The organism is Streptomyces sp. NPDC059851, assembly GCF_042732005.1.
GTDB lineage: Bacteria > Actinomycetota > Actinomycetes > Streptomycetales > Streptomycetaceae > Streptomyces.
On the sequence record NZ_JBHWJJ010000071.1, the window covers coordinates 1 to 18,021 of the forward strand.

Consider the following 18,021-nt stretch of genomic DNA (forward strand, 5'->3'; position numbering starts at 1 on the left):
CACTCCTACAATCACCACCGCGGACACACCGCGCTCGCAGGCAAACCACCCGCCAGCCGCGTCCCCAACCTCACTGGGCAATACACCTAGGGCGCGTCCGTGGCCCCGGCCGGGGCGGTCCGCAAGATCGTCTCGACGGCCCGATCGATCTCGTCCCCCGTGAGATCGGCCCGGGCTGTCAGCCGCAGCCGGGAGATGCCGTCCGGCACCGACGGCGGCCGGAAGCACCCCACGGACAGTCCCGCCTCGCGGCAGTCGGCGGCCCAGCGCAGTGCCGCCGCAGCCGACGGGGCCCGTACCGACACCACGGCCGCGTCCGGCCGGGCCGCGGTCAGGCCGGACGCGGTGAGCCGCCCGTACAGCAGGCGGGCCACCTCTCGGGCCTGCCCGGCGCGCTCCGGTTCGCGCCGCAGCAGCCGCAGGCTCGCCAGCGCCGCACCCGCGGCGGCCGGAGCCAGGCCGGTGTCGAAGATGAAGGTCCGGGCCGTGTTGACCAGGTGCCGGATCACCTTGGCGGGGCCGAGGACGGCACCGCCCTGGCTGCCCAGGGACTTCGAGAGCGTCAGCGTGGCGACCACACCCGGCGCGCCCGCGAGCCCGGCGGCGTGCAGCGCGCCGCGCCCGCCCTCGCCCAGCACGCCCAGGCCGTGGGCGTCGTCCACGACCAGCGCCGCGCCCTCCCCGCGACAGGCCGCGGCGTAGCCGGCGAGCGGCGCCGCGTCCCCGTCTACGGAGAACACCGAGTCGCTGACCAGAAGCGCCCGGCCCTCGTGCGCCGCGAGCGTCTTGAGCGCGGCGTCGGGGTCCGCGTGCGGGATCACCGCGGTCGCGGCGCGCGACAGCCGGCAGCCGTCGACGATGGAGGCGTGGTTCCCGGCGTCGGAGACGACGAGGGTGCCCCGGTCGCTGAGCGCGGTGACGGCCGCGAGGTTGGCCGCGTAGCCCGAGGACAGCACGAGCGCGGCCTCGAAGCCGCAGAAGTCCGCGAGCTCCCGCTCCAGCTCCCCGTGCAACTCGGTCGTACCGGTGACCAGGCGCGATCCGGTGGCTCCGGCGCCCCACCGGGCAGCCGCCTCACGCGCCCCGTGCACGGTCTCCGGGTGCCGGGACAGGCCCAGGTAGTCGTTGCTCGCGAGGTCGAGCAGCGGCGAGTCCGCGGGACGGGGGCGCAGGGTCCGCACCAGCCCGGCCTGCTCCCTGGCCCGTTCGGCGGCGTCGATCCACGCGAACACGTCCTCGGGCTCGCGGCTCTGCTGGGGCATCTGGCTCCTCGCGTTTTGTCGGCTGTCCACAGGCGTCGCCCGACCCTAACGGCCGACACCCAAGTGCCTGGTGTGGCAATACACACACTCCGTTCCGGCCATGTTGTGCGATCTCTCCTTGGCCGGGAGTGGTCGCGTGGTCCAGGATCGCCCTCATGGATCTGCTGAACACCCTGGTGGACAAGGGACTGCGGCGCGAGCTGCCGACCCGCGAAGAGGCCCTCGCCGTACTGGCGACCTCTGACGACGAACTGCTCGACGTGGTGGCCGCGGCCGGCAAGGTGCGCCGCCAGTGGTTCGGGCGTCGGGTCAAGCTGAACTACCTGGTCAACCTGAAGTCCGGGCTCTGTCCGGAGGACTGCTCGTACTGCTCCCAGCGCCTGGGCTCGAAGGCGGACATCCTCAAGTACACCTGGCTGAAGCCGGACGAGGCCTCGAAGGCCGCCGCGGCCGGTGTCGCGGGCGGCGCCAAGCGCGTGTGCCTGGTGGCGAGCGGGCGCGGCCCGACGGACCGGGACGTGGAGCGCGTCGGCAAGACCATCGAGGCCATCAAGGAGCAGAACGAGGGCGTCGAGGTCTGCGCCTGCCTGGGTCTGCTCACGGACGGTCAGGCGGAGCGCCTGAAGGACGCGGGCGCCGACGCCTACAACCACAACCTCAACACCTCCGAGGCGACGTACGGGCAGATCACCCAGACCCACACGTACGCGGACCGGGTCGACACCGTGCAGAAGGCGCACGCCGCGGGCCTGTCCGCCTGCTCCGGCCTGATCGCCGGCATGGGCGAGACGGACGAGGACCTGGTCGACGTCGTCTACTCGCTGCGCGAGCTGGACCCGGACTCCGTACCGGTCAACTTCCTCATCCCCTTCGAGGGCACACCGCTGGCCAAGGAGTGGAACCTCACCCCGCAGCGCTGCCTGCGCATCCTGGCGATGGTGCGGTTCGTCTGCCCCGACATCGAGGTCCGGCTCGCGGGCGGCCGCGAGGTGCACCTGCGCAGCATGCAGCCGCTGGCCCTGAACGTGGTGAACTCGATCTTCCTCGGCGACTACCTCACCAGCGAGGGCCAGGCCGGCCAGGCCGACCTCGACATGATCGCCGACGCGGGCTTCGAGGTGGAGGGTGCCGGCACGCAGACCCTTCCCGCGCACCGGGCGGATGCCGCCGCGGCGGCCGCGGCCCACGGACCGTGCGGTTCCGCGGCCGCGGAGGCCGGCTGTGGCTCGGCGTGCGGCGGCTGCTCCGGCCACGCGCACGAGCCCGCGGCGGAGGCCGGTGACACGGCAGGAGCCGAGGCCGAGGCCGTCCGCGCCCAGGCTCCGGCGGGCGAGCTGCGCTCGGACCTGGTGACGGTGCGCCGCCGCGGTGCGGGGACGGACCTCGCCCCCAATGCCTGACCCGCACGGCCCGCTGCCGCCCGCCGAACTGCTCGCGCTGGACCGGCAGCACGTCTGGCACCCGTACGGCCCGATGCCCGGGCGGCAGGAGCCGCTGGTCGTCTCCTCCGCCTCGGGCGTGCGCCTGCGGCTCGCCGAACCCTCGCAGGGGCAGGACGAGCTGGTCGACGGCATGTCCTCCTGGTGGTCGGCGATCCACGGCTACAACCACCCGGCGCTCAACGAGGCCGCGGTCGGCCAGCTCGGACGCATGTCCCACGTGATGTTCGGCGGGCTCACGCACGAGCCCGCCGTCCGGCTGGCGGCGAAGCTGGTCGAGATCACCCCGGCCGGCCTGGAGCACGTCTTCCTCGCCGACTCGGGCTCCGTCTCGGTCGAGGTCGCGGCGAAGATGTGCCTGCAGTATTGGCGTTCCACGGGCCGGCGTGCCAAGACCCGGCTGATGACCTGGCGGGGCGGCTACCACGGGGACACGTGGACGCCGATGGCCGTCTGCGACCCCGACGGCGGCATGCACGAGCTGTGGTCGGGCGTCCTGCCGCGCCAGGTCTTCGCGGACGTCCCGCCGGGCGGCTTCGACGCGCAGGTGGACCCCCGGTACGTCGCCCACTTGCGCTCCCTCATCGCCGCCCACGCCGACGAGCTGGCCGCGGTGATCGTGGAGCCGGTGGTCCAGGGCGCGGGCGGCATGCGCTTCCACAACCCCGGCTACCTGCGGGTCCTACGGGAGCTGTGCGACGAGTACGACGTCCTCCTCGTCCTGGACGAGATCGCGACGGGCTTCGGCCGTACCGGCGCCCTCTTCGCGGCCGACCACGCCGGGATCACCCCGGACGTGATGTGCCTGGGCAAGTCCCTGACCGGCGGCTACCTGACGCTGGCGGCCACGCTGTGCACGGAGCGGGTGGCGGACGGCATCTCGCAGGGCGAGGTGCCGGTGCTGGCCCACGGGCCGACGTTCATGGGGAACCCGCTCGCCACCGCCGTGGCGCTGGCCTCGATCGAGCTGCTCCTCGGCCAGGACTGGCAGCGCGAGGTGAAGCGCATCGAGGCGGGGCTGCTGGAGGGCCTCGCCCCGGCGCGGGAGCTGCCGGGGGTCCGCGACGTGCGCGTGCTCGGCGCGATCGGCGTGGTCCAGCTGGACCACGAGGTGGACATGGCGACGGCGACCGCTGCCGCGGTCCGCGAGGGCGTCTGGCTGCGCCCGTTCCGCGACCTGGTCTACACGATGCCGCCGTACGTGACGGGCGACGCCGACGTGGCCCGGATCTGCCGTGCGGTGTGCGCGGCGGCGGAGGTGGGCTGAGATGTCCGTGATCGTGGTGTCCGGAACGGGCACGGAGATCGGCAAGACCGTCGTCACCTCGGCGATCGCGGCGGCCGCCGCGGCGGCCGGCCGGTCGGTGGCGGTGCTCAAACCCGCGCAGACCGGACTGGAGCCCGGGGTGCCGGGGGACGCCGCCGACGCGGTCCGCCTCGCGGGTCCCTCCGTCACCGGCGTGGAGCTGGCCCGCTATCCGGAGCCGCTGGCCCCGGACACGGCGGCGCGCCGTGCGGGGATGCCGACGCTCTCGCCCGACGAGATAGCGGGAGCCGCGGCCGAGCTCGACGCCTCCCACGACCTCGTGCTGGTGGAGGGGGCGGGCGGCCTCCTGGTCCGCTTCGACGGTGCCGGGCACACCCTGGCCGACGCGGCACGGCTGCTCGGCGCCCCGGTCCTGGTGGTCGCGCCCGCGGCCCTCGGAACGCTGAACTCCACGACCCTGACGGCCGAGGCGCTGCGGGCCCGGGAACTGGCCGCGCTCGGCGTGGTCATCGGCAGCTGGCCCGCGAGCCCGGACCTTGCCTGCCGCTGCAACCTGGCGGACCTGCCGGCCTCGTCCGGGCTGCCGCTGTTGGGCGCGGTTCCGGAGGGCTCCGGAGTGCTGGCCCCGCAGGAGTTCCGGGCCGCTGCCCCGGCCTGGCTGGACCCGTCGCTGTGGGGCACGTGGTCGGTGCAGTCCTTCCTGGCCGCCTGGCCGGCTCCGTAGCCCCCCGGCTGCCCGCATGTCCGGGCGGCCGGGTGGCCGGGCGTGCGGGCCTGCGGGCCTGCGGGCGTGCGGCGTGCGGGCCTGCGGGCCTGCGGGCCTGCGGGCCTGCGGCGTGCGGGCCTGCGGGCCTGCGGGCCTGCGGGCCTGCGGCGTGCGGGCCTGCGGGCGTCGCCCGAGCGCCGCGAAGCCGTCGAAGCGGCGATCACTCCGCCAGAAGGATGACGCCCCCACTTTGCCTTTCCTTTACCATGGTGACGTCCGGCTGCACTCGACCAGATCCGAGAAAGGTGTGAGCGTCCGCCCATGGACGAGCCCCCCAGTAACCGACGTCGCCGTACCCCGCCGCGCTCCGTGCGACACCGCGCGCGGCCCCTCCTCCTGACTGACCATGGGACGGAGGTGACGGACCGATGACCGAAGTGCTCCTGCTCGTCGTGGCGCTGCTCCTCTGTCTTGCCTGCGGGGTGTTCGTCGCGGCCGAATTCTCCCTGACCACCGTCGAGCGCAGCGAGCTCGAACGGGCCGCCGAGCGCGGCGAACGCGGTGCCGAGAGCGCCCTGGCAGCCGTGCGCAGTCTGACCTTCCAGCTTTCCGGCGCCCAGCTCGGCATCACCGTGACCGGCCTGATCATCGGCATGATCGCCAAACCGTCGATCGCAGCCCTGCTCCAAGGCCCCTTCGAGGCCGTGGGCCTGTCGGCCTCCGCCGCCTCCTCGACCGCGCTGGTCCTCGGCACCGTGCTGTCGACCGTGGTCCTGATGGTCGTCGGCGAGCTGGTGCCCAAGAACTGGGCGATCTCCTCCCCGCTGGCCATCGCCAAGCGGGTGGCGACCATGCAGCGGGTGTTCAGCCGGGCGTTCCGCCCGTTCATCAGCCACCTGAACAGCACCGCGAACCACCTGGTCCGCCGGCTCGGGCTGGAGCCGGCCGAGGAGCTCGCCTCCGCCCGCTCCCCGCAGGAGCTGGTCGCCCTCGCCCGGCATTCGGCCAAGGCCGGCGCCCTGGAGCGGGACACCGCCGAGCGCTTCGTACGGACCCTGAACCTCGCCGACCTGACCGCGGAGAACGTCATGACGCCCCGCGTCCAGGTCACCGCCCTCGACGTGCAGACCACCGCGGAGGACGTGGCCAACGCGACCCTGGCGACGGGCCTGTCGCGCTTCCCGGTGTACCGGGGGAGCCTCGACACCGTCGTCGGCACCGTCCACATCAAGGACGTCCTCGCCCTGCCGGCCGAGGAGCGGCGCCGCCACCCCGTCGCGCAGCTGCTGCGCCCGCCGCTGTTCGTGCCTGAGTCGCTGACCGTGGACCGGCTGCTGGACCGGCTGTCCGGCAAGCAGACCATGGCCGTCGTCATCGACGAGTACGGCGGCACCGCAGGCGTGGCCACGCTGGAGGACATCATGGAGGAGGTCGTCGGCGAGGTCCACGACGAGCACGACCCGCTCGAAACCCCCGACCTCGCCCCGGCCGGCACCGACGCCGCCGGGCGGCAGCTCTACTCCGCCGACGGCGCCGCGCGTACCGACCAGCTCCGGCAGATCGGGCTGCGCGTTCCGGACGGACCGTACGAGACCCTCGCCGGACTGATGGCGACCGGGCTCGGCCGGATCCCGTCCGTCGGCGACAGCATGGAGCTGGAGGGCTGGCAGCTCGACGTGGTCGACGCCAGCGGGCGGCGCGCCGCGCACGTGCTGCTGCACGCCCCGGCAGGCCCCCGGCCGGAGCCCGGTGGGGAGGCCCGCCGATGACCGTGCTGCAACTGCTGATCGGCCTGGCGACCCTGGTCGTCAACGCCTTCTTCGTCGGCGCGGAGTTCGCGCTGATCTCGGTCCGGCGCAGCCAGATCGAGCCGTACGCCGAACAGGGCGACCGGCGGGCCCGCTCCGTGCTGTGGGGTCTGGAGCACGTGTCCGCCCTGATGGCGGCGGCGCAGCTGGGCATCACCCTGTGCACCCTGGTGCTGGGCGTGGTGGCCGAGCCGGCCATCGCCCACCTGCTGACCCCGCTCTTCGACCTCCTGGGCGTACCGTCCGGGCTGACGCACGCCATCTCGTTCGTGGTGGCGCTGGCGCTGGCGACGTACCTGCACATGCTCTTCGGCGAGATGCTGCCGAAGAACGTGGCCCTGTCCGAGCCGGTGCGCACCGCGCTGCTCCTGGGCCCGCCGCTGGTCACGACCACCCGGGCATTGCGCCCGGTGATCTTCGCGGTGAACGCGTTCGCCAACGCCCTGCTGCGGCTGCTGCGGGTCGAGGCGAAGGACGAGGTCTCCGCGACGTTCTCCGACGACGAGCTCGCGCGGATCGTCAAGGACTCCAGCGCTGCGGGGCTCATCGACGACCGGGCGAGCGAGCGCCTGCACGACGCCTTGGAGCTGGGCCGTCGGCCGGTCACCGACGTCGTGCTGCCCTCGGACCGGGTCGTCGTGGCACGGGTGGGCATTTCCCCGGACGGGCTGGAGCGGCTGTCGGCCTCGTCCGGGTACTCCCGCTTCCCGGTGATCGACGTGCAGTCCAGGATCCTGGGCTACCTGCACGTGAAGGACGCCCTGGACGCGGACGGACCGGAACGGGCGGAGCCGTTCCCGGTGCCGGCGCTGCGGCCGATCGCCCAGGTGCGGGCGGACACCCCGCTGGCTGACGTGCTGACCGCGATGCGGCGCAGCCGGACGCACCTGGCGGCGGTCCTCGGCCCGGACGGGGCGATGGCGGGTCTGGTGACGATGGAGGACGTGCTGCGCGAGCTGTTCGGGCGCCCGGCCCCCACCTGATCCCTACCGCGCGGTAGCATCGCTTGGCCATGGGGATCAATGCGTCTTACACCAGTTTCGTCGCGGTCGGCGACTCCTTCACCGAGGGCATGTCCGACCTCCTGCCGGACGGTTCCTACCGGGGCTGGGCCGACCTGCTGGCGTCCCGGCTCGCCGCGCGCGAGCCGGCCTTCCGCTACGCGAACCTCGCGGTCCGCGGGAAGCTGATCGGGCAGATCGCCACGGACCAGGCCCCGGTGGCGGCGGCGATGGGCGCCGATGTGGTGACGCTGGTGGGCGGGCTGAACGACGCCCTGCGCCCCAAGGTCGACATGGGCCGGGTCCGCGGCCACCTGGAGGAGGCGGTCGGCCTGCTGGCCCCCTCCTGCAAGACGCTGGTGCTGATGCGCTCGCCGGGACGGCACGGCCCGGTGATGGAGCGCTTCCGACCCCGGATGGAGGAGCTCTTCGGCATCGTCGAGGAGCTCGCCACCCGGCACGGCGCCCTGGTGGTCGACCTGTACGGGGCTCCCGTGCTCGGCGACCCGCGGCTGTGGGACGTGGACCGGCTCCACCTCACGCGCGAGGGCCACCGCCGGGTGGCCGAGGCGGTCTGGCAGACTCTCGGACTGCCGGCGGAGGAGGACTGGCGCGCGGCACTGCCGCCTGCCGAGCGGCCGGGCTGGGGCGTGCGCCGCTCCCAGGACCTGAGCTTCGCCCGGCAGCACCTGCTGCCGTGGATCGGTCGCCGCCTGACGGGCCGCTCCTCCGGGGACGGCCGCCCGGCCAAGCGCCCGGAGCTGCTGCCGTACGGGGTCACGGAGGGCCGGCTCTCGTAGCAAGGCACAATCCGGGGCGGGGGTCCGACCTGCGCAATCGCACAGCAGCGACCCCAGTAGAATCCCTACACGTGACAGCCAAGCCCCGCATCCCCAATGTCCTGGCCGGCCGCTACGCTTCCCCGGAGCTCGCCGTCCTGTGGTCCCCCGAGTACAAGGTGACGCTGGAGCGGCGGCTGTGGCTCGCCGTGCTGCGCGCCCAGAAGGACCTCGGCATCGAGGTCCCGGACGCCGCCCTCGCCGACTACGAGCGCGTCCTGGAAACGGTCGACCTCGCCTCCATCGCCGAACGCGAGAAGGTCACCCGGCACGACGTGAAGGCCCGCATCGAGGAGTTCAACGCCCTCGCCGGCCACGAGCACGTCCACAAGGGCATGACCTCCCGCGACCTCACCGAGAACGTCGAGCAGCTCCAGATCCGGCTCTCCCTGGAGCTGGCCCGCAACCGCACGGTCGCCGTCCTCGCGCGCCTCGGCAAGCTGGCCGGCGAGCACGCGGAGCTGGTCATGGCCGGCCGCTCCCACAACGTCGCCGCGCAGGCCACCACCCTCGGCAAGCGCTTCGCCACCGCGGCCGACGAGCTGCTGGTCGCCTTCGACCGCCTGGAGGACCTGATCGGCCGCTACCCGCTGCGCGGGATCAAGGGCCCGGTCGGCACCGCCCAGGACATGCTCGACCTGCTCGGCGGCGACGCCGCCAAGCTCGCCGAGCTGGAGCAGCGGATCGCCGCCCACCTCGGCTTCGCCCAGGCCTTCACCTCCGTCGGCCAGGTCTACCCGCGCTCGCTCGACTACGACGTGGTCACCGCCCTGGTACAGCTGGCCGCCGCCCCGTCGTCCATCGCGAAGACGATCCGCCTGATGGCCGGCCACGAGCTCGTCACCGAGGGCTTCAAGCCGGGCCAGGTCGGCTCCTCGGCGATGCCGCACAAGATGAACACCCGCTCCTGCGAGCGCGTGAACGGCCTCATGGTCATCCTGCGCGGCTACGCCTCGATGACCGGCGAGCTGGCCGGCGACCAGTGGAACGAGGGCGACGTCTCCTGCTCCGTGGTCCGCCGGGTGGCGCTGCCCGACGCGTTCTTCGCCTTCGACGGCCTGCTGGAGACCTTCCTGACGGTCCTCGACGAGTTCGGCGCCTTCCCCGCCGTCGTGGCCCGCGAGCTCGACCGCTACCTGCCGTTCCTCGCGACCACCAAGGTCCTGATGGGCGCGGTGCGGGCCGGCGTCGGCCGCGAGGTCGCCCACGAGATCATCAAGGAGCACGCGGTGGCCTCCGCGCTCGCGATGCGTGAGCAGGGTGCCGAGCGCAACGAGCTGCTGGACAAGCTGGCCGCGGACGAGCGGATGCCGCTGGACCGGACGCAGCTCGACGCCCTGATGGCCGACAAGCTGTCCTTCACGGGCGCCGCCGGCGACCAGGTCGCGGCGGTGGCCTCCCGCATCGAGGCGATCGCCAAGCAGTACCCGGAGGCCGCCGGGTACGCGCCGGGGTCGATCCTCTGACCCCCGAGGAGCTCGAAGCCGCCCGCGACCGCGTCGTCCCCGACGTCGTCGCGGGTGGTCTGCGCGTGCTGTTCTGCGGAATCAACCCGGGTCTCCTTTCCGCCGCGACGGGACACCACTTCGCCCGTCCCGGCAACCGCTTCTGGCCCGTCCTGCACCTGGCAGGCTTCACGCCGCGCCGCCTGGCCCCGGCGGAGCAGGAGGAGCTGCTGACGTACCGGCTCGGCATCACCAACGTCGTCGCCCGTGCCACCGCACGCGCCGATGAGCTGAGCACCGAGGAGCTGATCGAGGGCGGCCGCGTCCTGCGGGCCAAGGTGGAGCGCCTGCGCCCCCAGTGGCTGGCCGTCGCCGGCGTCACTGCTTACCGCACCGCCTTCGGCGAGAAGAAGGCCTCCATAGGCCCTCAGGAGCAGACCATCGGCTCCACCCGTATCTGGGCCCTCCCCAACCCCAGCGGACTTAACGCCCACTGGACCGCGGAGACCATGGCCAGGGAATACGCCCGCCTCCGCGCGGCCGCCCGGGCCGACTCCGAGGACCGGCCGGAAGCTTAGGGCGGGTCGACCACGGTGACCGCGGCCATCAGCTGTGGCGAGTGGTCGGCCCCCCAACGGGCCGTGTACAGGGCGACCCACCGGTCCCCCACCCGCCACAGGTGCAGGTGGTCGCTGGTCTCCGCGATCTCCCGCCAGGGCTGGGGCACCTGCTCGTGCACGTCCCGCAGTATCAGTCCCGCGAGGCTGAACGTGTCGGGGCTCCCCCACCGCTCCTCCAGCCGCTGGGTCAGGGCCTCGTACTCGGCGTGAACCTGGTCCTCGTGGGCCGCCCGGTCGGCCGCGTCCTCGTCCCCGTACCACCGGCTCCCGCCCAGCTCGGCCAAGTGGTACCCCGGCCCGCTCGTCCCCACGTCCGACCGGCCGCGCTCGGCGGGGAACTCCCTGGCCCGCAGCTGGTCCATCGTCTCCAGATGCCGTTCGGTGGTCATGTCGTCAGTATTCCCGCGGCCACTGACAACTGGCCTTCCGTCACGCGCGTCAGGCATCGCGTCGACGGACCGCCAGCCAGCCGCCGATCATTGCGGCCGCCGTCCACAGCACCATCACCCCCAGCCCGGTCCACGGGCCCAGCTCGCCGGGCAGCTCGGTGCGCATCACCATCTGTCCTGCACGGTCCGGCAGGTACTGCACGGCACCGCCCGCGACGTCGCCCACGACGAAGGGCAGGACGAGGGTGAACGGTATGAGGACGCCGAGCGTCGCGGCCGCGCTGCGGAACACGGCCGTGATGCCGGCGGCGAACAGGGACATCAAGGTCAGGTAGAGCCCGCAGCCGATGACGGCGCGCAGTGCGCCCTCGTCCCCCAGGCCGATGGCGTGCCGCCCCATGAAGGCCTGGCCGCCGAGGAAGGTTGCGAAGGCGGTCACCTGTCCGACGAGGAAAGCGAGTCCGCCCACTGCGACCAGCTTCGAGAGGTAGAAGCGGGTGCGGTTCGGCACGGAGGCGAGTGTGATCCGCAGCGCGTTGTTGTGGAACTCGCTCGCGAAGGCGCTCGCTCCGAACGCGATGGCCGCCGTCTGGCCGAAGACGAGGCTGTAAAAGGCGGCGAACAGCCGGTCCGCACCCATGCTGTCTTCCTCGGCCGTCCCTATGGCGGCGGCGGTGAACATCTGGATTCCGGTGAGGACCACGAAGACGGCCATGAGGGACGCGAGGGTGCCGCGCAGCGAGCGTATCTTGATCCATTCCGCGTGCAGGGCGGCGCGGGTGGGCAGGGCGGTGGTGGACATGGCGGTGGATCCTCCTGGGTGGTCAGCGGCTCGCGGAAGCGAACTGGGCGTGATCGGCGGTGAGGTCGAGGTATGCCTGTTCCAGGGAGGCGCGCTCGTCGGAGAGTTCGAATATCGGGATGCCGTCACGGGCGGCGAGTACGCCGATCTCCTCGGCGAGGGCGCCGTCGATGGTCCAGCGGCCCTCGTCCCCCTCGGCCAGCTGTAGTCCCTGCTGGGCGAGGGATGTCCGCAGGCGTATCGGATCGGAAGTGCGCAGCCGGACCCGGGGCGTGCTCCGCTCGTCGATGAACGCCGCCATCGACGTGTCGGCCAGCAGCCTCCCCTGGCCGAGGATGACGAGGTGGTCCACGAAGGAGGCCGTCTCGGACATCAGGTGGCTGGAGACCAGCACGGTCCGCCCGTCAGCGGCCAGACCGCGCATCAGCTCGCGGATCCAGATGATGCCCTCGGGGTCGAGGCCGTTGGTGGGCTCGTCCAGCAGCAGTACCCCGGGGTCGCCGAGCAGGGCGGCGGCGATGCCCAGCCGCTGCCGCATGCCCAGGGAGTACGTCTTGATGCGCCGCTTCGCGGCGGAGGCGATGCCCGCCTGCTCCATGACCTCGCCCACCCGGCGCACCGGAATGCGGTTGCTCGCGGCCAGGGCGAGGAGGTGGTCCCGGGCGGTGCGACCGCCGTGCGCGGCCTGGGCGTCCAGCAGGGCGCCGATGCGCAGCAGCGGCTGCTGGAGGTCGGTGAACCGGCGGCCGCCGATGGTGGCGGTGCCGGAGGTGGCCCGGTCGAGCCCGAGCAGCACCCGCAGGGTGGTGGACTTGCCGGCGCCGTTGGGGCCCAGGAAGCCGGTGACCCGGCCGGGCAGGACGTCGAAGGTGAGGCGGTCCACGGCCTTGGTCGTGCCGTACGCCTTGGTGAGTTGGCGGATCTCGATGCGGTTCATGGCTCAAGGCTCGCCGCCGACCCTTCCCCCTCTCCTCCCCCGTGCGGGGGGACCGTCTCCCCCGCACGGGGGAGACGGCCGTGATCGCCCGGCTGCCACGATGGGGACATGCACCGATTGGTCACAGCCCCGTTCCGCCCGCTGACGTACTCGCGTTGGCTGCACCTGTGCGTCCCGATGCTGCTCGTGGCGGTCTGGATGTTCATAGCGCCGATGGCCCCGTGGGTGCCGGCCCTCCTCGTCGCGCCGTTCGGCCTGCTCCCGTGGGTGCGCATGGCCGAGGGCCTGCAGGCGCAGTTCCTGCTGACCCCCTACGCCCGGGGGGCGGAGGAGAACGCCATATCCACGTCGGCCTCGAAGCGGTGGGTCGACCGCTGGCGGACCGTGCTGTGGCTCGAAACCCGGCTGGGGCTGTCATGCGTGGCCATGTACGCGACGTACTGCATGCCGGTGCTCACGGTCGAGCTGCTCACCACCGCCTGGGGTTATCCGGTGGAGGAGAACCATGAGCTGCCGTTCATACCGCCGCGCTGGGTGGCCGCTCTGCTCGTTCCGCTGCCGCTGGTCTTGCTGGTCGTCACAGTGCATCTGATGGGTGAGCTCGTGACCCACCTCGCGGCCCGGCTGCTGGGGCCGTCCGCCGCGGAGCGGCTTTCGGTCCTGGAGGCGCGGACCGAGCAGTTGCTGGAGCGCACGCGGATCGCGCGCGAGCTGCACGACACGATCGGCCACGCGCTGACGGTGGCCGTGGTGCAGGCCGGGGCGGCGCGGACGGCCGCCGATCCAGCCTTCACGGAGCGGGCGTTGACCGCGATCGAGGAGACCGGACGGGCCGCCCTGGAGGACCTGGACCGAGTCCTGTCGGTGCTACGGGACTCCGGTCCGCGTCCCTCGCAGCGGCCGACGCTGGCCGACGCGGACCGGCTGCTGGACTCCACGCGGGCTTCGGGGGCCGCGGTGCACGCCGAACTGACGGGTCCGCTGGAGACGTTGCCGGGGCCCGTCACCCAGGAGGCGTACCGGATCCTGCAGGAGGCGCTCACCAACGTGTTGCGGCACTGCGGGCCGGTCCCGGTCCGGGTGAGGGTGGAGATGACCGGCAAGCGGCTGGAGTTGGAGGTGTCGAATCCGCTGCCGGCGGGCCAGGGGGCACCCGACGGCAGCCGCAGCGGGCTCCGGGGGATGCAGGAGCGGGCCGCGCTGCTCGGCGGTGCGGCGGAGGCCGGTCCGCACCAGGGGAGGTGGAGAGTGCGCGCGATGCTTCCGCTGCAGCACATACGCTGAGGGGATGCCGGTCACCGTACTGCTCGTCGACGACGAACCCCTGGTGCGCGCGGGTCTGCGCGCCGTGCTCGATGCCCAGCCCGACATCGAGGTGGTGGGAGAGGCAGCCGACGGGGCGGCCGTGATCCCGCTGGTCCGGCAACTGCGGCCGGACGTGGTGGCCATGGACGTGCGCATGCCGCTGCTGGACGGGATCGAGGCGACCAAGGCGGTGCTGAAGAGCGTGGACGAGCCGCCGAAGATCCTGGTGGTCACCACTTTCGAGAACGACGAGTACGTGTACCGGGCGCTGCGTGCAGGGGCGGACGGGTTCATGCTGAAGCGGGCCCGACCGTCGGAGATCGTCCACGCGGTGCGGCTGATCGCGGAGGGGGAGACGCTGCTCTTCCCGGCGGCGGTACGTTCGCTGGCCGCGGAGTACGGGAGCCGTGGGGCGCGGGCCCGGTTGGAGCGGGCCGCCCTGACCGAGCGGGAGGAGGCAGTGCTGCGGCTGATGGCGCGGGGGCTGACCAACGCGGAGATCGCGGCCGAGATGTTCGTGGGAGCCGAGACCGTCAAGTCCCACGTGAGTGCGGTGCTGTCGAAGCTGGGCGCGCGGGACCGGACCCAGGCGGTGATCGCTGCGTACGAGTCGGGTTTCGTCGTCCCGACCTGACCCTCCGCCCCGACCCGGCCGACCGTCCTGGCCGGCCCGGTTGCGCCGGAGCGCCGTCACCGCGCGGCCCGGCTGACGAGGGGCCGCTTATCGCCGTCGCGACGGGGGCGCAGTACGATCCGGCTGACAGGCTCGCCAGCTGGGAGGACAGACGTTGGGGCAGCTGACCGGCGGAGATCCTTCTCTGCTCCGGCGGATCAATTCGGCCGTGGTGCTGCGCGCGCTGCGCGCCGCGCAGGCGCCGACGCTCACCGACCTCACCCGGGTCACGGGGCTGTCCCGGCCGACCGTCGAGGGTGTCGTGGAGGGGCTGATCGGCACCGGGCTCGTGGTCGAGGCGGAGGCCGAGGAAGGGGCCCGGCGCCAGGGGCGACCCGCCCGCCGCTTCCGGTTCCGGGCCGAGGCCGGACACCTGCTCGGCATCGAGATCGGGTCCCACCGGATCGCCGTGCTGCTGTCCGGGCTGGACGGTCGGGTGATCGGCGCCGGCACCAAGGAGGTCGCCGAGACCGCGTCCGCCGACGAGCGGCTGGAGCGGGTACGGGCGGCGGTGGCCGATCTGCTGCGCCGGGCCGGCGTGCCGCGGGACTCGCTGCGGGCCGTCGGGGTCGGCAGCCCCGGGATCGTGGAGGCGGACGGCACGGTGCGCCTGGGCACGGCCCTGCCCGGCTGGACCGGGCTGCCGCTCGGGGACCGGCTGCGGCGGTCCTTCCGCTGTCCGGTCCAGGTGGAGAACGACGCCAACGCGGCGGCCCTGGCCGAGCACTGGAAGGGGGCCGCGCAGGACACCGACGACATGGTGTTCGTGATGGCCGGGCTCAGCCCGGGGGCGGGCTCGCTGATCGGCGGCCGGCTGCACCGCGGGTTCGGCGGGGCCGCCGGCGAGATCGGCGCGCTCCACCTGCTGGGCCGGGAGGCGACGCCCGAGCGGCTGCTGTCGACCACCGGCGAGCCGCTGCACCCGCTCGACGAGCAGGCCGTGGCCGGGGTCTTCGCGATGGCCGACCGGGGGGACGAGCGGGCCGTGGCCGCGGTGGAACGGTTCATCCAGCGCCTGGTGCACGACGTGGCGGCCCTGGTCCTGGCGATGGACCCGGAACTGGTGGTGGTCGGCGGCTGGGCGGCTGGCCTGGACGGCGTACTGGACCCGCTGCGCCGGGAGCTGGCGCGCTACTGCCTGCGTCCCCCGCGGGTGGCCCAGTCCCTGCTCGGTGAGGCGGCGGTGGCCACCGGGGCGCTGCGACTGGCGCTGGACCAGGTGGAAGAGGAGCTCTTCGCCGTGGAGAAGACGGTCACCGGACGCCGCCGCTGAACAGCGCCCCCGCACGTGTCGGCCCCCGCCGCACACCGGCACCCGCCCGCCCGCATGACCCCGGGCCCCGGGCCCCGGACCGGGGTACGACCCCGACCCCGGCCCCGGTCAGCTGTCTGGCGACCGTACGCATACGGCCCCTCCGGCACGTGCCGCAGCGGGGGCCGGAGGACGCGGGGCCGTGCGCGTCGGGTCAGGAGGCGGCGCGGGCCTCGTGCGCTATCTCCACGTCGCCCGAATCACCGAACGTCAGGCGGCAGGTGTCCGCCCGGTACGTGGCGACCGAGACGGCCGCCGTGCCCGCGGCGGTGAAGTAGCGGGTGGTGACCACCAGGACCGGGGCCCCGGGCAGGCGGTCCAGCTCCTTGGCGTCGTCGACGCGGGCCGAGCCGAGCTCGACGGAGCGGTCCTGCCCGTCGAGGGACAGGCGCTGGAGTTCGCGCAGCACGGCGCGGGCGCGGGCTGCGCCGGCAGGCGCGTCGATCGCGGACAGGCCGGGCACGGAGGCGGCGGGCACGTAGAGCAGCTCGGCCGCGACGGCCTGGCCCTGGGTGACGCGGGTCCGGCGTACGGTGTGCACGGGCTGGTCGGCGTGGACGCCCAGCAGCTTGAGGGCCGCGGCGGGCACCGGGGCGTCGACGGCGTCGACGGCCTCCCAGCCGTCGGCGGCTTCGGCGGGCCAGCTGTGCCGGGCGGTTCCGACGGCGACGCCGACCCGGGGCGGGGCCACGGTGGTGCCGACTCCGCGGCGGCGCTGGAGGCGGCCTTCCAGTTCCAGCTGTTCCAGCGCCTGGCGCAGGGTCGCGCGCGCCACTCCGAAGCGGGCGGCGAGCTCCCGCTCGTTGGGCAGGACTTCACCCACGGTGAAGTCCTGGTCGAGCGCCTCGCTCAGAACGGTCCTCAGGTGCCAGTACTTCGGCTCCGGCACCGTTTCCAGCTGCGTGGTCCCCACCCTGACTCCTCCTGCCATCGCTGCAATCGCCGTGTTCCAGCGGCAGTTCCGCGCCTTTGTTTATTAAAGGTTCTTGCACTATCCCTTCGACCATAGGTTCGGCGCGACGCCTTGGTCAAGACCAATCCTCACCCCTTTACCGGACACATCCGGCATACGCATCAAGCCGTTCATACGATGTTCGCGCCCCCTCAAGAGGTCGCTGTGCGATCCGGACTCCTCTGCTCCGACACGCGCCACAGGCTTGTAGTCAAGGCCTACCGGACGGTAATCATGACCATAGCGATTACTGACAGCCTGTCTCACACGCGTCCACCCGACGAGGAGCAGCATGACCGCCACGGTCTCCTTCCCGATCGACTCGCCGCTGGGCCCCCGCACCGCCACCGTGGCCTACGAGCGCAAGGGCTCCGGCGAACCCCTCCTCCTGCTGCACGGCATAGGCCACCACCTCCAGGCCTGGCACCCGGTGACCGACATCCTGGCCTCGGGGCACGATGTCATCGCCGTCGACCTGCCCGGCTTCGGCATCTCGGAGCCCCTGCCCGACGGGGTCCCGTACGATCTCGGCACCGTCGCCGCCGCCCTCGGCTCGCTCTGCTCGGCCCTCGGAGCCGAACGCCCGCACGTCGTCGGCAACTCACTCGGCGGGCTCCTCGCGCTGGAGATGGGGCGCAGCAGCCTGGCCCGCTCGGTCACCGCGCTCTCCCCCGCCGGTTTCTGGACCGAGGCGGAGCGCCGGTACGCCTTCGCCACCCTGCGCGCGATGCGCGTCGGCGCCCTGGCCCTGCCGCTCGCCACCCTGGAGCGGCTCTCCCACAGCGCCGCCGGCCGGACGGCCCTCACCGGCACCATCTACGCGCGCCCGGCCCGCCGTTCGCCCGAGGCCGTGGTCGCCGAGACCCTCGCCCTGCGCGGGGCCACCGGCTTCCAGGAGACCCTGGCCGCGGGTCGCTCCGTACGGTTCACCGAGGACGTTCCCGGACTGCCGGTCACCATCGCCTGGGGCTCCCGCGACCGGCTGCTGCTCCCCCGGCAGGGTGTGCGGGCCAAGCACGTCGTGCCCGATGCGCGGCTGGTGCGACTGCCCGGCTGCGGGCACGTCCCGATGAACGACGACCCGGCGCTGGTGGCGCGGGTGGTCCTGGACACGGTGCGGGAGGCGGCGAACACCGAGGTGGGATGACGTCCGGCGGCTGTTCATCCGGGTTCGCGTGCGTGACTGTTCATCCTGGGTTCGCGTGTGCGACGCGGGCGGGCCGGTGTGCCCCGGCACACTGGTCCGACCCTTCCCCGGCCGGCC

17 protein-coding genes are annotated in these 18,021 nt (G+C 73.2%); 12 read left to right on the top strand and 5 right to left on the bottom strand.

Annotated features, from left to right (window positions below; genetic code table 11):
• Positions 1-86: 86 nt before the first annotated feature.
• Entirely contained in the window at positions 87-1,262 is a 1,176-nt protein-coding gene (locus tag ACFV7Q_RS22970; protein WP_385431082.1) for an 8-amino-7-oxononanoate synthase, read from the bottom strand.
• Between the two features lie 155 nt (positions 1,263-1,417).
• On the opposite strand from ACFV7Q_RS22970, the gene bioB reads away from it, so the two are divergent.
• The 8 genes from bioB (at position 1,418) to mug (ending at position 10,345) form a co-directional block, all read left to right on the top strand.
• Positions 1,418-2,662 carry a biotin synthase BioB gene (gene bioB / locus ACFV7Q_RS22975; RefSeq protein ID WP_385431084.1) on the top strand — a complete coding sequence of 415 codons (1,245 nt, stop codon included), beginning with the start codon at positions 1,418-1,420 and terminating at the stop codon, positions 2,660-2,662.
• Positions 2,655-3,968 (top strand): adenosylmethionine--8-amino-7-oxononanoate transaminase, encoded by a 1,314-nt coding sequence (locus ACFV7Q_RS22980; RefSeq protein WP_385431086.1) that lies wholly within the window; start codon positions 2,655-2,657, stop codon positions 3,966-3,968. Before bioB ends, ACFV7Q_RS22980 begins: the two co-directional genes overlap by 8 nt.
• A 1-nt stretch (position 3,969) precedes the next feature.
• A complete protein-coding gene (gene bioD, locus ACFV7Q_RS22985; RefSeq protein ID WP_385431088.1) occupies positions 3,970-4,692 on the top strand; it encodes a dethiobiotin synthase in 723 nt (240 codons plus the stop codon).
• 410 nt (positions 4,693-5,102) lie between these two features.
• On the top strand, positions 5,103-6,443 hold the full coding sequence (locus ACFV7Q_RS22990) for a hemolysin family protein (protein ID WP_385431090.1): 1,341 nt from the start codon (positions 5,103-5,105) through the stop codon (positions 6,441-6,443).
• Positions 6,440-7,465 carry a hemolysin family protein gene (locus tag ACFV7Q_RS22995; protein ID WP_385431092.1) on the top strand — a complete coding sequence of 342 codons (1,026 nt, stop codon included), beginning with the start codon at positions 6,440-6,442 and terminating at the stop codon, positions 7,463-7,465. The genes ACFV7Q_RS22990 and ACFV7Q_RS22995 overlap by 4 nt, the downstream gene beginning before the upstream one ends.
• Before the next feature lie 29 nt (positions 7,466-7,494).
• On the top strand, positions 7,495-8,283 hold the full coding sequence (locus ACFV7Q_RS23000; protein WP_385431094.1) for an SGNH/GDSL hydrolase family protein: 789 nt from the start codon (positions 7,495-7,497) through the stop codon (positions 8,281-8,283).
• Positions 8,284-8,354: 71 nt separating this feature from the next.
• On the top strand, positions 8,355-9,788 hold the full coding sequence (gene purB, locus ACFV7Q_RS23005; RefSeq protein WP_385431096.1) for an adenylosuccinate lyase: 1,434 nt from the start codon (positions 8,355-8,357) through the stop codon (positions 9,786-9,788).
• Positions 9,785-10,345 carry a G/U mismatch-specific DNA glycosylase gene (gene mug / locus ACFV7Q_RS23010; RefSeq protein WP_385431140.1) on the top strand — a complete coding sequence of 187 codons (561 nt, stop codon included), beginning with the start codon at positions 9,785-9,787 and terminating at the stop codon, positions 10,343-10,345. Before purB ends, mug begins: the two co-directional genes overlap by 4 nt.
• Here the strand turns inward: mug and ACFV7Q_RS23015 are convergent.
• The 3 genes from ACFV7Q_RS23015 to ACFV7Q_RS23025 are packed head-to-tail and all read right to left on the bottom strand — an operon-like array spanning position 10,342 to position 12,515.
• Positions 10,342-10,776 (bottom strand): hypothetical protein, encoded by a 435-nt coding sequence (locus ACFV7Q_RS23015; RefSeq protein ID WP_385431098.1) that lies wholly within the window; start codon positions 10,774-10,776, stop codon positions 10,342-10,344. The genes mug and ACFV7Q_RS23015 overlap by 4 nt on opposite strands.
• Before the next feature lie 49 nt (positions 10,777-10,825).
• Positions 10,826-11,578, bottom strand: coding sequence for an ABC transporter permease (locus tag ACFV7Q_RS23020; protein WP_385431099.1), 753 nt, complete (start codon positions 11,576-11,578; stop codon positions 10,826-10,828).
• A gap of 22 nt (positions 11,579-11,600) precedes the next feature.
• Positions 11,601-12,515 carry an ABC transporter ATP-binding protein gene (locus ACFV7Q_RS23025; RefSeq protein ID WP_385431101.1) on the bottom strand — a complete coding sequence of 305 codons (915 nt, stop codon included), beginning with the start codon at positions 12,513-12,515 and terminating at the stop codon, positions 11,601-11,603.
• A 108-nt stretch (positions 12,516-12,623) separates the two neighbouring features.
• On the opposite strand from ACFV7Q_RS23025, the gene ACFV7Q_RS23030 reads away from it, so the two are divergent.
• The 3 genes from ACFV7Q_RS23030 to ACFV7Q_RS23040 all read left to right on the top strand — a co-directional run bounded on the left by ACFV7Q_RS23030 (position 12,624) and on the right by ACFV7Q_RS23040 (position 15,766).
• The gene (locus tag ACFV7Q_RS23030; RefSeq protein WP_385431103.1) at positions 12,624-13,799 is read left to right on the top strand and encodes a sensor histidine kinase; all 1,176 of its coding nucleotides are present in this window, start codon (positions 12,624-12,626) and stop codon (positions 13,797-13,799) included.
• Positions 13,800-13,803: 4 nt separating this feature from the next.
• A complete protein-coding gene (locus tag ACFV7Q_RS23035) occupies positions 13,804-14,454 on the top strand; it encodes a response regulator (RefSeq protein WP_385431104.1) in 651 nt (216 codons plus the stop codon).
• 154 nt (positions 14,455-14,608) lie between these two features.
• The gene (locus tag ACFV7Q_RS23040; RefSeq protein WP_385431105.1) at positions 14,609-15,766 is read left to right on the top strand and encodes an ROK family transcriptional regulator; all 1,158 of its coding nucleotides are present in this window, start codon (positions 14,609-14,611) and stop codon (positions 15,764-15,766) included.
• A 193-nt stretch (positions 15,767-15,959) separates the two neighbouring features.
• Here ACFV7Q_RS23040 and ACFV7Q_RS23045 read toward each other — a convergent pair whose 3' ends face one another.
• Positions 15,960-16,718, bottom strand: a complete 759-nt coding sequence (locus ACFV7Q_RS23045; protein ID WP_385431106.1) for a GntR family transcriptional regulator — start codon at positions 16,716-16,718, stop codon at positions 15,960-15,962.
• Positions 16,719-17,049: 331 nt separating this feature from the next.
• Between ACFV7Q_RS23045 and ACFV7Q_RS23050 the strand changes: the two genes are divergently transcribed.
• Positions 17,050-17,904 (top strand): alpha/beta fold hydrolase, encoded by an 855-nt coding sequence (locus ACFV7Q_RS23050; protein WP_385431108.1) that lies wholly within the window; start codon positions 17,050-17,052, stop codon positions 17,902-17,904.
• Positions 17,905-18,021 lie beyond the last annotated feature (117 nt).

What these genes read in the sequence shown, in the direction of transcription:
- ACFV7Q_RS22970 (WP_385431082.1), bottom strand. Translation starts at nt 1,262, where the DNA reads ATGCCCCAGCAGAGCCGCGAGCCCGAGGACGTGTTCGCGTGGATCGAC.
- bioB (WP_385431084.1), top strand. Translation starts at nt 1,418, where the DNA reads ATGGATCTGCTGAACACCCTGGTGGACAAGGGACTGCGGCGCGAGCTG.
- ACFV7Q_RS22980 (WP_385431086.1), top strand. Translation starts at nt 2,655, where the DNA reads ATGCCTGACCCGCACGGCCCGCTGCCGCCCGCCGAACTGCTCGCGCTG.
- bioD (WP_385431088.1), top strand. Translation starts at nt 3,970, where the DNA reads ATGTCCGTGATCGTGGTGTCCGGAACGGGCACGGAGATCGGCAAGACC.
- ACFV7Q_RS22990 (WP_385431090.1), top strand. Translation starts at nt 5,103, where the DNA reads ATGACCGAAGTGCTCCTGCTCGTCGTGGCGCTGCTCCTCTGTCTTGCC.
- ACFV7Q_RS22995 (WP_385431092.1), top strand. Translation starts at nt 6,440, where the DNA reads ATGACCGTGCTGCAACTGCTGATCGGCCTGGCGACCCTGGTCGTCAAC.
- ACFV7Q_RS23000 (WP_385431094.1), top strand. Translation starts at nt 7,495, where the DNA reads ATGGGGATCAATGCGTCTTACACCAGTTTCGTCGCGGTCGGCGACTCC.
- ACFV7Q_RS23015 (WP_385431098.1), bottom strand. Translation starts at nt 10,776, where the DNA reads ATGACCACCGAACGGCATCTGGAGACGATGGACCAGCTGCGGGCCAGG.
- ACFV7Q_RS23020 (WP_385431099.1), bottom strand. Translation starts at nt 11,578, where the DNA reads ATGTCCACCACCGCCCTGCCCACCCGCGCCGCCCTGCACGCGGAATGG.
- ACFV7Q_RS23025 (WP_385431101.1), bottom strand. Translation starts at nt 12,515, where the DNA reads ATGAACCGCATCGAGATCCGCCAACTCACCAAGGCGTACGGCACGACC.
- ACFV7Q_RS23030 (WP_385431103.1), top strand. Translation starts at nt 12,624, where the DNA reads ATGCACCGATTGGTCACAGCCCCGTTCCGCCCGCTGACGTACTCGCGT.
- ACFV7Q_RS23035 (WP_385431104.1), top strand. Translation starts at nt 13,804, where the DNA reads ATGCCGGTCACCGTACTGCTCGTCGACGACGAACCCCTGGTGCGCGCG.
- ACFV7Q_RS23050 (WP_385431108.1), top strand. Translation starts at nt 17,050, where the DNA reads ATGACCGCCACGGTCTCCTTCCCGATCGACTCGCCGCTGGGCCCCCGC.